Here is a 14,885-nt window from a genome sequence, read left to right on the forward strand (position 1 = left end):
GTCAGCTACCGTTTGGTGCAGCCGGGCGCCCGAACCCGGGTCACCTGATACTCTCGCTTTCCCAGCGACAGCGTCACCTGACCCCTGAAACTATCACTCGCCCGCTCTGGGCATGGCGCATCTGTTGCGCCAGAACAACCCGCGAAATCAACAACATTTCGAGAGAAGGAATCTTCGTGGCAGAAAACACCGACCTGACCGCAGGTACGGAGGCCGCAGCAGCGGCTGAGCAGAAGTCCCCCAGCCTGAGCACCCTCAAACTTGCTCAGCTCCAGTCCCTGGCTTCCCAGCTGGGCATCACCGGCGCTCGCCGCATGCGCAAATCAGATTTGGTTGAGGCTATCTCAGCCCACCAGCGCGGCTCGGCTGTAGCAGACCGCCCTGCGGAGACTGCTGACCAGGCAGAGAAGCCTAAGCGCACCCGTACCCGCAAGACCGCAGCCGAGAAGGCTGCCGAAGCAGAAGCTCCCGCCGAGGCTCAGCCTGAGGCAGAGAAGCCCAAGCGCACCCGCACCCGCAAGACCGCAGCTGAAAAGGCTGCCGAAGCAGAGCAGCCCAAGGGGCAGGACGCCGCCGAAGCCGCTGACGCACCTGCTGAAGCTACTTCTGAGAAGCCCGCTACCAAGCGTCGCGGTAACCGTCGCGCCACCAGCTCAACCGTAGCTGCTGAGGCCCAGAATGAAACCAAGCCCGATACCTCTGCCCTTGAGGCGGTTGAAGCTGCCCTTGACGGCCTGGAGTCCCAGAAGGCTGCCCGCAACGAGCAGAACGAGGGCGAAGAGGGTGCCAAGCGCACCCGTACCCGCACCCGTACCGACCGTCGCCGCAAGAACGAGGGTGAGAACGTCGATTCTGCCGAGCAGAACGAGGCCTCCGCTGAGAACGGCGAGAAGAACGAGCGTTTTGAGCGCAAGAACCGTCGCGACCGCAACGACCGCGATAACCGTCAGGACCGCGGCGATAAGCAGGATCGCGATAACCGCGACCGCGGTGGCAAGAACGACCGCCAGAACAACAACGGCCCCGACGAAGACCGCCGTAACAACCGCAAGAACCGCCGCGACCGTCAGGCAGAGCGCCGCGAACGCCGTAACAACCGCCGCGACGACTACGAGCCCGAGATCAGCGAAGACGACGTGCTGATTCCCGTCGCCGGTGTGCTCGACGTCCTCGATAACTACGCTTTCGTGCGTACCTCCGGCTACCTGCCCGGCACCAACGACGTTTACGTTTCCCTGGCCCAGGTCAAGCGTTACGGCCTGCGCAAGGGTGACGCTGTGGTCGGTACCATCCGTGCCCCCCGCGAAGGCGATAACAACAACCGCCAGAAGTTCAACGCCCTGGTACAGCTGACCTCCATCAACGGCCTGACCCCCGAAGAGTCCAAGGGCCGCCGCGAGTTCAACAAGCTCACCCCGCTCTACCCCAAGGAGCGCCTGCGTCTGGAGACCGATCCCAAGAAGCTCGGTACCCGCGTCATCGACCTGATTGCCCCCATTGGCAAGGGCCAGCGCGGCCTGATTGTGGCACCTCCCAAGGCCGGTAAGACCCTGATGCTGCAGTCCATCGCCAACGCGATTACCACCAACAATCCCGAGGTTCACCTCATGATGGTTTTGGTGGACGAACGCCCCGAAGAAGTCACCGACATGCAGCGCACCGTCAACGGTGAGGTTATCGCCTCCACCTTTGACCGCCCGGCAGATGACCACACCACCGTTGCCGAGCTCGCCATCGAGCGTGCCAAGCGCCTGGTGGAGCAGGGCCGCGACGTCGTCGTCCTGCTGGACTCCATGACCCGCCTGGGCCGCGCCTACAACCTGGCAGCGCCCGCCTCAGGCCGCATCCTCTCCGGTGGTGTAGACGCAGCTGCCCTCTACCCGCCCAAGAAGTTCTTCGGCGCTGCCCGCAACATCGAAGAAGGCGGCTCACTGACCATTCTGGCGACCGCCCTGGTCGAGACCGGCTCCAAGATGGACGAGGTCATCTTCGAAGAATTCAAGGGCACCGGCAACATGGAACTGCGCCTTTCCCGCCAGCTGGCAGACAAGCGTATCTTCCCCGCCATCGACCTCAACGCGTCCTCAACCCGTCGCGAAGAGGCCCTGCTCTCACCCGACGAGGTCAAGATTATGTGGCGCCTGCGCCGCGTGCTGGCCGGCATGGACCAGGAACAGTCCCTGTCTGTTCTGCTCTCCAAGCTGCGCGAGACCCAGTCCAACGTCGAATTCCTGCTCACCGTTGCTAAGAGCGGCCTGGGCCACGGCGAATAAGGAAAGGACATCACCGTGATTGAATCTATCCAGGGTCTGCTCGACGAGCACGCAGACCTCCAGAAGCAGCTGGCTGACCCAGCCGTCCACGCTGACCAGGGTAAGGCCCGTAAGCTGGGTCGCCGCTACTCAGAGCTCAACGGCATCGTTGAAGCCTACAACCGCGTCAACACCCTGCGCGACGACATCGAAGCTGCCCGCGAGATGGCTGCCGAAGACCCCGACTTTGCTGACGAGGTCAAGGAGCTTGAAGCCCAGCTGCCCGAGGCTGAAGAGAAGCTGCGCCGTCTGCTGATTCCCCGTGATCCGGACGACGGCCGCAACGTCATTCTCGAAGTCAAGGGTGGCGAAGGTGGCGACGAGGCTTCCCTCTTTGCTGCTGACCTGCTGCGCATGTACACCCGCTACGCCGAGTCTAAGGGTTGGAAGACCGAAATGATTTCCTCCCAGACCACCGACGTGGGCGGTTACAAGGACGCCCAGGTAGCTATCAAGGGCACCTCGAATGACCCCGCCGAGGGCGTCTGGGCCCACCTCAAGTACGAGGGTGGCGTGCACCGTGTGCAGCGTGTTCCGGCGACCGAGTCCCAGGGACGTATCCACACTTCAGCTGCCGGTGTGCTGGTCTTCCCCGAGGTTGATGAGCCCGAGGAAATCGAGATCAACCAGAACGACCTGAAGATTGACGTCTACCGTTCTTCTGGCCCCGGCGGTCAGTCGGTGAACACCACCGACTCCGCTGTGCGTATTACCCACCTGCCCACCGGCATCGTGGTTGCTATGCAGAATGAGAAGTCACAGATTCAGAACCGTGAAGCTGCTATGCGCGTGCTCCGTGCCCGCCTGCTTGCCTGGCAGCAGGAGCAGATTGACGCCGAGAACGCCGAGAAGCGCCATTCTCAGGTGCGCACCATGGACCGTTCAGAGCGCATCCGCACCTACAACTTCCCTGAAAACCGTATTGCCGACCACCGCACCGGTTACAAGGCCTACAACCTGGATGCCGTACTCAACGGTGACCTTGAGGCTGTTGTGCAGTCCGCTATTGAGATGGACGAGGCTGCCCGCCTTGAGAAGCTCGGTCAGGAAGACAAGTAAGCGTGGCTGATTTTAGCCTGGAGCCCGGCGAAGAGCTTGATTCAGCCCTTCGCCGGGCTGCGCTCTATCTTGGCGCAGCCGGTATTGACTCGGCTGCGGTAGATGCGCAGCTTCTTGCCGCTTACCTGTTGGAGAAGGACGCCGGTGAGCCGGTATCGCGGGGGCGCGTTCAGTCCCTGGCCCTGCTGGGGCACCCGGCACCTGAGGGCTTTGCCCGTCTGGTAACCCTGCGCGGTGAGCGCCTGCCCCTCCAACACCTGACTGGCCAGGCCCACTTCCGGGGCCTGACCCTGTCGGTGGGGCCGGGTGTTTTTGTGCCCCGTCCCGAGACCGAGCTGCTGGTGGATCACGCCCTCACCGCCTACCGGGGCATGGCTGAGGCCCTGCCCGCCCAGCCCCTGGTGGTTGACCTGTGTACCGGGTCAGGCGCCATTGCAGCTGCCCTTGCTACCGAGCTAGCCGCAGATGAGCAGGTGCCGACCCCGCGCGTCCTTGCCGTTGAACTCTCGACCGAAGCGGCTGCCTGGGCTGAGCGTAACCTGGGCCCCGCTGGGGTGGAACTGGTAGCAGGCGATGCCCGCACGGCCCTGCCCGGCTACGAGGGAACCGTGGCCCTGGTGGCTTCCAACCCGCCCTATATCCCTGCCGGGGCAATTCCTAAAGATCCAGAGGTTCGCGACCACGACCCGGCCCTGGCTCTCTACGGCGGGGGAGAGGACGGTATGGAGTTACCTACCGCCATCGCAGCCCGGGCCTATGCCCTTCTCGCTCCCGGCGGCTACCTGATTATGGAGCACGCCGAAACCCAGCAGGAACTGATGCGTCAGGCCCTTGCCGCCGCCGGCTTTGAAGGTATCGAATCTATTGACGACTTCGCGGGTAAACCCCGTCACACCTCGGGCTATAAACCGCTACCAGGCACCTAAGAATGTGAAAGAATAATGAGCGTGAAAGCAACCATTGTTAGTGCAACCGACCCTGAGACCCTGGGCGACGCCATCGCGACCGCCAACTCAGCAATCGGCGCAGCCAAGACCATCGTGATTCCTACCGACACCGTGTACGGTATCGCCACCGACGCCTTCTCCGTTGAGGGCGTTGGGAACCTGCTTGCCGCTAAGGGCCGTACCCGGCAGATGCCCCCGCCGGTACTCATTTACGACCAGTCTGTGCTGCCGGGTTTGGCCGATGAGATTTCTGAGGACGCCCGCGCCCTGGCTACCGAGTTTTGGCCCGGTGCTCTCACCCTGATTTTCTATTCTCAGCCCTCCCTGAATTGGGACCTGGGCGAGACCCAGGGAACCGTTGCCCTGCGCGTTCCTAATGACCCGGTTGCTATTGAGCTTCTGAAAAACCTGGGCCCGCTGGCTGTTTCTTCAGCCAATAAGACCGGGCGCCCGGCAGCTACGACCGCCCAGGAAGCCATGACCCAGCTGGGTAACGACGTTGAGGTGATTTTCGACGGCGGTCCCCGCCCCGAAAACCGCCCTGAGGGCTTTGAAGCCAAGGACGCCCTACCTTCGACCATCGTGGACTGCACCTCTGACCGCCTGGTCGTGGTGCGCGAGGGCGCAATTTCAGTAGAGCGCCTGCGCGAGGTCGTACCCGGTGTGCTAACCCGCGCCGAATTTGAGGCCCAGGAGAAGGCCCGCCGCGAAGCTGAGTCAGCTCTGGTAGCTAGCTCAGAGGCGATGGAAGATACCGAGTTTTCGCCCCGCCAGGTGGATGAGCCTGAGACAGAAGAGGTTGAGGCTGCCTCCCGCCAGGCCGCCGCTCCTGTAGCTGGTTCGCTCGCTGCGGGTCTGGTAGGCAGTGCTAGCGGCACCGCAGCCGTTGACCAGCGCCGTACGGCAAGCGCTCACGCGCCTGAGACTCGCGTGGTGAAAGGCGATACTAAGCCCTACTCGGTGGCCGACGCCCGTTCGCTGGTGTTCGGCACCCAGAAAGAAGCCCCCGCCGAACCGCTGACCGAAGCGGATGGCGAGGGTAACGAAACTCCTACCGTCTAGTTTTCAAACTTGCGGTCCTGCCTGGTGCCTAGCGCGCTGTGGGCGGTGCGAAGCACCTCGCTCACCCGTGCTTGGGGTACCAGGCCATTTTTTTGAGCCCATGAATCGTCGATATCCTGGCCGAACCACATCACCTCGACCCGGCGGACGGGGCCGGTTAGACGGTCACCCAGGAGCTCAGAGACCCTGTAACCGGTGGCAACCAGAGCCCGGCAGAGGGCGACCGGTAGATGCAGGGGGCGGCGGCGTCCTGCGTCAATAAGGACGGACTCGGTGGTTGCCCCTTCCCAGGGCTGCATTACGATGGCGGGCAGAGGGCCGGTGAAACTGGCTACCCGGTAGACGAATTCTGCCAGGGCGTAGTTGGAGGAGACCGGGGTGCGCCGCGGGGTGCGCCCTGCGACGGACGCCAGCGGGGAGGACGCAATTTTTGCGAAAGCCTCGGTGGTTCGGCGTCCGCGGCCCTGCACACTCGTAGCCCGGATAATGCAGATATCAACCGCGTGATCCCCGGCTACAGCGACGGGGGAGTGAGAAGGAGCCGCCGGGAATTCCGACGCTTCAGAGCCGGGAGCCTGCCCCTGAGCAGCTGTTTCTTCGATAAAAGCCCGCAGGGCCAGAAGCACCTCTTCGCCCAGGACCTTCGAGAAAGAGTAGGCAGAGAACGGCTGTGTTTCTTCGCTCGGAGTGAGCGTAGGAACAGGCCCAAGCACAGCTGCCGAGCTGAGGTGAATCACCCTGCTGACACCGGTGCGCTGGGCTGCGATAGCGATAACGGCAGGGAGTAGGGCATTTGCGCCCAGTAGGGGAGCTAGGTCTTCCTGATCAGGGGCAGCCAGGCCCGAAGCGTTGATAACTACCTCGCACCCTGCGAAAGACTCGGCGAGAGTGTCGATGATACCGTCCAGCTGACGGGCCTCGCGAATGAGCTGCTCAGCTTCGGCTGTGCGGGTCAGCAGGCGGGGAGCTTCAACAGCATCAACCTGAACACCTTCAGCAGCCAGCCGGGCGACAATCGATGATCCCACAAACCCGCTTGCCCCAATTACTTTCCATGTGGCCTGAGCCATGCCTATACTCCGTCCGTGCGGTGGTTACCGGTAGGTCGTCTGTGACCCTACCCCTAGGGTGACACAGGTCAGGCAGAATTACACGTAGGACAGGCTATAAAGGGGTGCGCTTCGGGGTAGCTGATCTCTGGCGCTGGGCTAATCCACAGGTGAATTCGCTAAACTTAGATAGAGTTGTGTGAATTTTGCCTTGACCCCGACATAAACACACGTGTACAGGTGGCCTCACCCCACGAAAGGACCTGTTTGCCCATGGTATCTGCCCCTATGCCCCAGCCGCGCCCCCAGGAGCGCATTGTCGCTGTAGTGGTAACGTATAACCGCCGTGAGCTGCTTGAACAGACCCTAGCCGGGATAGAGGCGGGGGAGCTGACCCCCGATACGGTCATCATCGTCAATAACGCTTCCACCGACGGCACCGAGGAATTTCTGGTTGGCTACAAGAGCTCGCTGGCTACCGACATTGTGCACCTACCACAAAATGTGGGAGGTGCAGGCGGCTTTACCGTGGGCATTGACCGGGCCCTGAACCGGCATGCGGCAGACCTGGTCTGGGTCATGGATGACGACACGGAACCTACCGAAAATACCCTCTCTGAGGCCTACCGGGCTTGGGCTGATTACTCGCCGGTACGGGCAGAGCGCCCGGCCGTTGTAGCCTCAAAGGTGGTGTGGACCAACGGCCAGGACCACCCCATGAACACCATGCGCACCATGTTCGCCGCAGGCCCTGACCGTACCGCGCGGGCAGCTGCTGTCGGCGCCCGCCCGATCCGCTCGGCGTCCTTTGTTTCAATCTTGATGGACGCTGCCGCCATGCGAGCCACCGACCTGCCCCTGGCGGACTTCTTTATCTGGAACGACGACTTCGAATACACCACCCGCTTGATTCACCACAGCAACGGTATTGCTACTGAGAGGTCGGTAGCCCGTCATCACACCAAGACATTTGGTACCACAGATGCAAAACCCGGCCCCCGTTTCTACAACGATGTACGCAATAAGCTCTGGGTTTTTTGTGCCCGTCGCACCCTAACTCCGCTGGAGAAGCTGCTCTACGGCGGTTCGACAGCCCGCCTGTGGGTCAGCACCCTGCTGCGCACCGATGAGAAGAAGACCTACACCGGCTATTTTCTTAAGGGACTTCAGGACGCTGCCGCCGGCTATCGCTCTAATAGCGAGGTACTGGACGGTGTATACCAGCTTGAAACCCCCCAGCTGGCCCAGCGTATCAAAGCAAACTACGGGAGCGACCCCAAATTTTCTGTTTTGATGAGCGTTTATTCCGGGGATCAGCCCGAGCATCTGCGCCTGGCCCTAACCTCGAACACCGAGGGTCAAACCTTGCAGCCCAACCAGCTGGTACTGGTGCAAGATGGCCCCGTGAGCGCTGAGCTTTCTCAGGTTATCGCTGATTTTGAAGAGCAGAGCTCCCTGCCGGTGACCGTGGTTCGTCTTGAAGATAATCACGGCCTAGCTGCTGCCCTGCACGAGGGGCTGGGATACTGTATGTACGATATAGTTGCCCGAGCAGACTCAGATGATGTTTCTGCTCCTGAACGCTTTGCCCAACAGATACCTCTGGTCGCTCAGGGCCACTTTGACGTGTTGGGCAGCGCCATGCACGAGTTTAAGGATGACCCCGCCCGCCCCGAGGCTGAACGGAAGGCGGTGACCGGGGCGAGAGCTATTCGAGAGACACTACCGAAGCGCAACCCCATGCTGCACCCCACCGTGGTCTTCCGTAAGAGCGCTGTGGAGGCTGTCGGTAGCTACGTTGAGGTTCCGGGCGCTGAAGATTACTGGCTCTGGGCCCGCATGAGCCGCGCCGGATTCGTCCTGGGCAACCTGAGCCAGCCCCTGGTAAGCTACCGGGTCGCCACAGCTTATACCCGACGCGGCGGGCTAGAAGCTCTGCGCAAGGACCTCCAGGTCCAGCGCAGGCTCTATACCGGGGGAGTGCTGAGCTCCGTCCGCTTCGCCCAGAACCTAGCCATACGCGGTGTCTACCGCCTAGCACCAGAAGAACTGCGCACCCGGGCCTTTAGGGCCATGACCGGCCGAACCCCGCAGGGGAAGAAAGAGAAGGGCAGCAATGTCTAAAGAAGCGTCCCCGCAGACTACCTCTATTCCCATTCTGACATCGAGCACCGAGCGGAAGACCTGGTGGAAGTACGTGCAGATGGGGCTCGACTCCCTAGCCTGGCTGATAGCCCTACCCGCTGCCTTTGTTCTGCGTTACGGCATGGACCTTAGCCAGATTGATGTAGGCGGGCTCACCGCGGTTGCCCTGGTGATGGTCACCCTGCAAATCGGTGGTGGCCTGATGATGGGTCTCTACCGCGGCGTCCACAGCTACGGCACCCTGCAAGAGGGGAGCAAGCTCTACCCCCTGATATTAGCTAACACCATCATTATGCAGATACTGCTGATGGTATCGTCTCGAGCCTTTGGGGTACCCCGCTCGGTGGTGCTGATTGCCTTCCCCATCGCTGTTTTGCTGATGATGGGCTTCCGCTATAGCAAGCGAATCTATGAGGAAAAGACCAACCGCCCCAGCGGTAAAGATGTGCAGCGGGTGATTGTGTACGGCGCAGGTTTTCTGGGCCGCAACCTGGTGTCAACCTTGATGACCGACCCCAAGGCCAAGTACCTGCCGGTCGCGATTGTTGACGATGACCGGTCGGTGCGGAACGCCCGTATTCATTCGGTTAAGGTTGAGGGAACCAGCGCTGATCTGGCGGCTCTGGTAAAACACCACCAGGCTGAGAAAGTGCTCATTGCTATTGGTGAAGAAATTCCTGAACGACGCCTGGTTCGCATCGCTCAGAGTATGAAAGAACTGGGCGTAGAGACCATACGTATCAACTCTGCCGTTCCCGATATTGGTCACGGTCGCCGACGCAGTGAAGAGAATAATGAGCGGGAGCTTCTTGAGAAGATTCGCGGCACAATTGACTACAAGATTGACCATGACCTCATTCGTAGCTATGTGCAGGGTCGACGGGTACTTGTGACCGGCGCTGGTGGGTCGATTGGCTCTGAGCTCTGCCGCCAGATTAGTGCCTACCAGCCGGCTGAGCTTATGATGCTCGACCGCGACGAGTCCCTGCTCATGGATACCCGGTATTCTCTGACCGGCCTATCAAGCCTGGACGACCCCAGCGTGATTCTGGCGGACGTACGGGATGCTGAGGCATTAGAGGCGGTCTTTGCTGAACGTCAGCCTGAGGTTGTATTTCACGCTGCCGCTCTTAAGCACGTCTCTGCCCTTGAGGCTTACCCAAAGGAAGCCTACAAAACCAATACTCTGGGTACCGCTAACGTACTAAAGGCTTCAGCTCAGGTTGATGTTCAGGTTTTTGTCAATATCTCGACCGACAAGGCTGCTGACCCCACTACAGCCCTGGGGCAGTCCAAGCGCAGCGCGGAAATGCTGACGAGCTGGTATGGCGAGCAGACCGGGCGTACCTATGTCTCGGTGCGCTTCGGCAACGTTTTTGGCTCTCGAGGTTCTATCAAGCCCCTCTTTACCAAACAGATTCTGGACGGCGGGCCCCTGACCGTGACCGATCGGAACGCCACCCGCTACTTCATGCTGATTCCAGACGCCTGCCTGCTGGTCATGCTGGCCGGGGCAATCGGACGCAGCGGCGAGGTGATGGTACTCGATATGGGCGAGCCGGTTAAGATTCTCAAGGTGGCGGAGCATATGCGCAGCCTCTATGAGCGCTTCGACGTGGCTATCGAGGTTATTGGCCTGCGTGCGGGCGAAAAGCGCGACGAGGTACTTTTCGGCCAGGACGAGGTACACGAGCGCAGCGAAGAGAACGAAAATATCATGAGGGCTCAAGCTCCCAGGCTTGACCCAGCTGACCTTGACTACGCCCGCTGGCTTGAAAACTACCGTAGCCACCGCGGATACGACCGCACCGAGCACCGGGGGCAGGAGGCCTAATGACTACCTCAGAACTTCTGGCTCTGCTTCTGGTGCCCACCGTTGTCGGCCTGGTCGCTGGTCTGCTCTTACCCTTCGCCGTGCGTCCGCTCCTGCACCGCTGGAACCTGGTCGACATCCCCACCGCACGGTCTTCCCACAGCTCCCCGGTATTCCGAGGCATGGGGCTAGCAACCGCACTTGCAGCGGTGCTGGCCTACCTGGTTGCCCTCATCGACGGACAGATTTTTACTGATCGGTCTATCGCCCTCTTCGTGCTCTTTGGCATGGTGGCATCGGGCGCCCTGGGCTGGATGGAGGACTACCGAGGGGTCTCTATCAAGGTTCGCTTTGCGGCCCAGCTGCTCATCGGCGCTATCGTCACTCTGGGAATGACCCTGATGCTGGGGACCTCCATCTTCTGGGTTCCCCTAGGGGTCTTTGCGATCGCCGCATACATCAACGTGGTGAACTTTATGGACGGCATTAACGGCATCTCGGGCCTTCACGGTTTTGCTGTGGGCGGGGCTTACGCTTACGCGGGGTGGGTCAATCAAATGCCCTGGTTGCTTGCCGGGGGAGCGGCCGTGGCTGCGGCCTGCCTGGCCTTCCTGCCCTGGAACGTGCGCACCGGTAAAAATGTGTTTTTGGGGGACGCTGGTTCCTACTTCCTGGGGGGAGCTATCGCTTCTATGGCGGTGGGTGCTTTCCTTTCGGGGGTTTATGTTGAGTACATCCTTGCCCCTCTACTGGTTTACCTAACAGATACCGGAACCACGCTACTGCGCCGAATCGTGCGGGGTGAGCAGTGGTACAAACCCCACCGCACTCATGCCTATCAGCGCCTGACGGATGTCGGTTTCAGCCACTTGGGCAGTGCAACCCTTGTGACACTCACTACTTTTGTGGTGACTGCTGTGACCGTGCTGGCTTTACCCTTCGAGACCCAGAATGCTGTTTGGTCTGCCCTATTAGTTGTGCTTATCTTGGCCCTTTACATCTTTTTGCCGACCATGCTCGGGAAGGTGCGTCAGAAAAATGGGGCCTAAGCCGCTGGGCATCAACGAGATGCCCTGGTTAAAAATCTTCCGGTCTGTCTCACTGGCTTTGGCTATCTTGGCCCTAGTCGGTACGATAGTTGGTGTACTTATCGCAGGTAAACCGGCTGCGGGTGGGTTCCTTACGGGGCTTGCCCTGGTTTATCTCAGTTTCGCGGTCGGAATCATGGTTGTGATACCGGCTGAGAAGAAGTCGATGAAAGCGGCGGCAGCGGCTCTAGCGGCCATGTATCCGTTCAAGATTATGGTTTTCACCGGCCTCTTAGTGTTCGCCCCTATACCGCAGGATTTTCGTAACGGCTGGCTTCTCACCGGAGCCGTCCTGGCACTGGCGGCCCAGCTTGTCATCGAAACGAAAATTATCTCGAAACAGAGAATCCTCTATTTCGATTCGGTAGGATGAAACTAGGCAAAGGAGCATACACCCGTGGGCAACACCGACGATAAGTGGTACAAGCAAGATAAGCAGTTGCGCTCTGCTGGCGACCTGGTTGCCGGTGGCGGAACAGCCGGAGCCTTTATGACACTTCTGTACGTCATGATAGGCATTGGTATCTGGAGTTTGGTAGGCTATGGTCTGGACCACTTACTAGGTACAACCTGGATTGCTTGGGTAGGCGGATTCGTTGGCGCCTTTGGTGGTATCTACCTGGTATTTATCCACATGCAGCAGCGTAAATAAGACCAACTGGAACCGGTTGGCACACACATACTTTTGATTCTTTAAACCTCTGAGGTTGCTGGAGCCAGCGGCCAACACGAAGCAATGAAAGGACTTGCCTTGATTTCAAACGGGCTAGTTGTCGCAGCGGGAGAGCAGCAGGGCTACGTTCCGCCCACTATCGATGATATGCACCTGCCTGCCATCTTCACGATCGGTGATTTTGAGTTCAGCAAGCAGATGCTTCTGGTCATCCTGTCGGTGGTCATCGTTGCTGGCTTCTTCCTTTTCGCTGCCCGCAAGCGTGCCATGGTTCCCTCACGTACCCAGTTCGTGGGCGAGATGGGTTACGGCCTGGTCCGTAACAGCCTGGGCAAGGAACTGATTGGCGCCCACCACTACAAGCCTTTCGTTCCCCTGCTCTTCACCGCCTTCTTCTTCATCCTGGTGAACAACCTCTACGGTTCAATTCCCTTCGTCCAGCTGCCCACCATGTCTCACGTAGGTTCTGCCTACGCCCTGGCAGGTATCGCCTACCTGACCTGGGTTGGTGTTGGTATCAAGCGCAAGGGTCTGGGGAAGTTCTTCAAGGATCTCACGATGCCCTCAGGCGTTCCTTGGCCTGTTTACATCATCTTGATTCCGATTGAGTTCATGTCAAACATGCTCATCCGCCCCGCAACTCACGCCCTGCGTCTTTTCGCTACCATGTTCGGCGGCCACCTGGCGATTATGGTTGCAGCATCCCTTACCCAGTACCTGATTGTTGAAGCAGGCGGAATCGCCGCTATCGCATCGGTCGGTTCAGGCGCCCTGGGTCTCTTCCTCTACTTCCTGGAACTCATGATTCAGGTTATCCAGGCCTACGTCTTCGCCCTGCTCCTTGCGGTCTACCTGCAGGGCTCGGTCTCAGAAGGCCACTAAAAATATAGGTTTTCTCCGTTGGTTATACCGGCGGACGAGAAAAGCAACCCGCTTTAGCGGGGAGTGTCCACATCAAAACTCTGCCCCTTACACAACACACAAACCGCAAGGGGCACTGTGAAAGGAAACAAACATCATGGAACTCACCGGTTCACTTACCGCAGTTGGTTACGGTCTGTCAGCTATCGGCGGTGGCATCGGCGTAGGTCTGATCTTCGCAGCCTACATGACCTCTGTTGCCCGTCAGCCCGAGTCACAGCGCACCCTGCAGCCCATGCTCTTCCTGGGCTTCGCACTGGTTGAAGCACTGGCAGTTCTCGGCCTGGTTCTTGCGTTTATCAAGTAATTTTTGGCCCCGCCAAAAGATTGACCAAACTATAGAACAGGAAAACCCCCTATGTCTCACTTAATGGCAGCAGCAGAGGGCGCGAACCCTCTGATCCCCAATGTCTGGGAAATCGCCATTACCGCCATCGGGTTCCTGCTCCTCCTCTTCATCGTCACCAAGTACGTTGTCCCGGCATTCGAAAAGATTTACCAGGACCGTAAAGAAGCAATTGAGGGTGGTCTAGCCAAGGCTGAAAAGGCTCAGGCAGAGGCCGCGGCAGCACGCGAAGAGTACGGCCAGCAGCTCGAAAGCGCTCGTCTGGAAGCTCAGAAGATTCGCGAAGAAGCACGCGCCGAAGGCGACGCCATCGTGGCAGAAGCTAAGGAGCGCGCAAACGCTGAGGCCGCTCGCATCACCGAAAACGCCCAGAAAACCATCGAGGCAGAACGTGCAGCTGCCGCAGCATCACTTCGTACCGAAGTTGGCGCTCTGGCAACCTCACTGGCTGGCAAGATTGTGGGCGAATCCCTCAACGATGATGAGCGATCCGCACGTGTAGTCGATCGTTTTCTTGCTGACCTTGACGCGCAGCAGCAGGCAGGTGCAGCCCGCTAATGTCAGCAGTATCGACTGAATCACTGAACAAGGTGGAACAGGTTCTGGTGGCCCAGCCTACCGATAACCCGACCCACCTCGCAGAAGAGCTCTTCGCTGTTGTCGACGCTATCGACAGCAACGGCGGGTTCCGGCGAGGTCTAACCGATCCTTCCCGCGAAGCAGCGCAGCGAGCAGGCATCGCCCGCTCCGTTCTGGGCGGCAAGATTTCCGACGCCGCTCTGGCTATTGTTTCTGCAGCAGCAGAAGCCCGCTGGAGTGAAGAACGCGATCTGGCTGATGCCCTCGAAACAACCGCTGTTACCTCAGTAGCGCTTTCTGCTGAACAGCGCGGAGGTATCGATGCACTAGAGCAGACCGTCAACGAACTACTGACCTTCATCAACACCGTTGATGCCTCAGCAGAAGCACAGGCTGCTCTTGCCGATACCAGGGCAAGCAAGGAAGCACTCAAGAAGCTGGCTGTCAGCCTCGGTGGACATGTAGCTACCGCTGAAGGCAAGCTTCTGCTAGAACGAGTTGCCACTGCGGCCCGCGGAACCACCGCAGCCCGTCTGGCTAACGAGTTCGTAGAAATCATCGTCAAGCGTCAAAACCGTTGGATCGCACGAGTCACCTCAGCAACCGCGCTGACTGCAGAGCAGATTGCAAAGCTGCAGGGGTCACTCAACAAGACCTACGGCAAGGAGCTGAAGCTCGACATCACCGTAGACCCCGCACTTCTGGGCGGTCTGCGCGTGCAGGTAGGGGACGAAGTCATCGATGGCTCACTGTCTACCCGACTGTCAGAACTCAGCCGCGCTTTCGCATAGGCGATTTACACAGTCGAGACCTCGACGGTGATTTAGAAGATACACAGACGACATCGGGCAAGCCTAAAGGCACAGCCCGAGCACGTCACACAAGTTTCGG

General features: G+C 59.6%; 14 protein-coding genes. 13 read left to right on the top strand and 1 reads right to left on the bottom strand.

What is annotated here, in order from left to right; all coding sequences use genetic code 11:
- The first annotated feature begins 176 nt into the window (after positions 1 to 176).
- The 4 genes from rho to ACEE43_RS01365 are packed head-to-tail and all read left to right on the top strand — an operon-like array spanning position 177 to position 5,380.
- Complete coding sequence (gene rho / locus ACEE43_RS01350; protein ID WP_449107982.1) at positions 177 to 2,273, top strand: transcription termination factor Rho; 2,097 nt, start codon at positions 177 to 179, stop codon at positions 2,271 to 2,273.
- 15 nt (positions 2,274 to 2,288) lie between these two features.
- Positions 2,289 to 3,371, top strand: coding sequence for a peptide chain release factor 1 (gene prfA, locus ACEE43_RS01355; protein ID WP_135011527.1), 1,083 nt, complete (start codon positions 2,289 to 2,291; stop codon positions 3,369 to 3,371).
- 2 nt (positions 3,372 to 3,373) lie between these two features.
- Entirely contained in the window at positions 3,374 to 4,297 is a 924-nt protein-coding gene (gene prmC, locus ACEE43_RS01360; RefSeq protein ID WP_449107983.1) for a peptide chain release factor N(5)-glutamine methyltransferase, read from the top strand.
- Positions 4,298 to 4,312: 15 nt separating this feature from the next.
- Positions 4,313 to 5,380 carry an L-threonylcarbamoyladenylate synthase gene (locus tag ACEE43_RS01365; protein ID WP_449107984.1) on the top strand — a complete coding sequence of 356 codons (1,068 nt, stop codon included), beginning with the start codon at positions 4,313 to 4,315 and terminating at the stop codon, positions 5,378 to 5,380.
- Here the strand turns inward: ACEE43_RS01365 and ACEE43_RS01370 are convergent.
- Complete coding sequence (locus ACEE43_RS01370) at positions 5,377 to 6,450, bottom strand: NAD-dependent epimerase/dehydratase family protein (RefSeq protein WP_449107985.1); 1,074 nt, start codon at positions 6,448 to 6,450, stop codon at positions 5,377 to 5,379. The genes ACEE43_RS01365 and ACEE43_RS01370 overlap by 4 nt on opposite strands.
- A 252-nt stretch (positions 6,451 to 6,702) precedes the next feature.
- Here ACEE43_RS01370 and ACEE43_RS01375 point away from each other — a divergent pair, with 252 nt between their 5' ends.
- From ACEE43_RS01375 to ACEE43_RS01415, 9 genes are all read left to right on the top strand, one after another.
- Positions 6,703 to 8,553, top strand: a complete 1,851-nt coding sequence (locus ACEE43_RS01375) for a glycosyltransferase (protein WP_449108010.1) — start codon at positions 6,703 to 6,705, stop codon at positions 8,551 to 8,553.
- Entirely contained in the window at positions 8,546 to 10,408 is a 1,863-nt protein-coding gene (locus ACEE43_RS01380; protein ID WP_449107986.1) for a polysaccharide biosynthesis protein, read from the top strand. The genes ACEE43_RS01375 and ACEE43_RS01380 overlap by 8 nt, the downstream gene beginning before the upstream one ends.
- Positions 10,408 to 11,436, top strand: coding sequence for an MraY family glycosyltransferase (locus ACEE43_RS01385; protein ID WP_449107987.1), 1,029 nt, complete (start codon positions 10,408 to 10,410; stop codon positions 11,434 to 11,436). Before ACEE43_RS01380 ends, ACEE43_RS01385 begins: the two co-directional genes overlap by 1 nt.
- On the top strand, positions 11,426 to 11,848 hold the full coding sequence (locus tag ACEE43_RS01390) for a hypothetical protein (RefSeq protein WP_449107988.1): 423 nt from the start codon (positions 11,426 to 11,428) through the stop codon (positions 11,846 to 11,848). The genes ACEE43_RS01385 and ACEE43_RS01390 overlap by 11 nt, the downstream gene beginning before the upstream one ends.
- Before the next feature lie 24 nt (positions 11,849 to 11,872).
- Complete coding sequence (locus tag ACEE43_RS01395) at positions 11,873 to 12,127, top strand: hypothetical protein (protein WP_185174458.1); 255 nt, start codon at positions 11,873 to 11,875, stop codon at positions 12,125 to 12,127.
- 99 nt (positions 12,128 to 12,226) lie between these two features.
- On the top strand, positions 12,227 to 13,030 hold the full coding sequence (atpB, locus tag ACEE43_RS01400; RefSeq protein WP_449107989.1) for a F0F1 ATP synthase subunit A: 804 nt from the start codon (positions 12,227 to 12,229) through the stop codon (positions 13,028 to 13,030).
- Positions 13,031 to 13,166: 136 nt separating this feature from the next.
- A complete protein-coding gene (gene atpE / locus ACEE43_RS01405) occupies positions 13,167 to 13,376 on the top strand; it encodes an ATP synthase F0 subunit C (protein WP_135011536.1) in 210 nt (69 codons plus the stop codon).
- Between the two features lie 51 nt (positions 13,377 to 13,427).
- Positions 13,428 to 13,973, top strand: coding sequence for a F0F1 ATP synthase subunit B (locus ACEE43_RS01410; RefSeq protein ID WP_135011537.1), 546 nt, complete (start codon positions 13,428 to 13,430; stop codon positions 13,971 to 13,973).
- Positions 13,973 to 14,785 (top strand): F0F1 ATP synthase subunit delta, encoded by an 813-nt coding sequence (locus ACEE43_RS01415; protein WP_449107990.1) that lies wholly within the window; start codon positions 13,973 to 13,975, stop codon positions 14,783 to 14,785. Before ACEE43_RS01410 ends, ACEE43_RS01415 begins: the two co-directional genes overlap by 1 nt.
- Positions 14,786 to 14,885 lie beyond the last annotated feature (100 nt).

It is taken from the genome of Rothia sp. 11254D007BW, assembly GCF_053548195.1.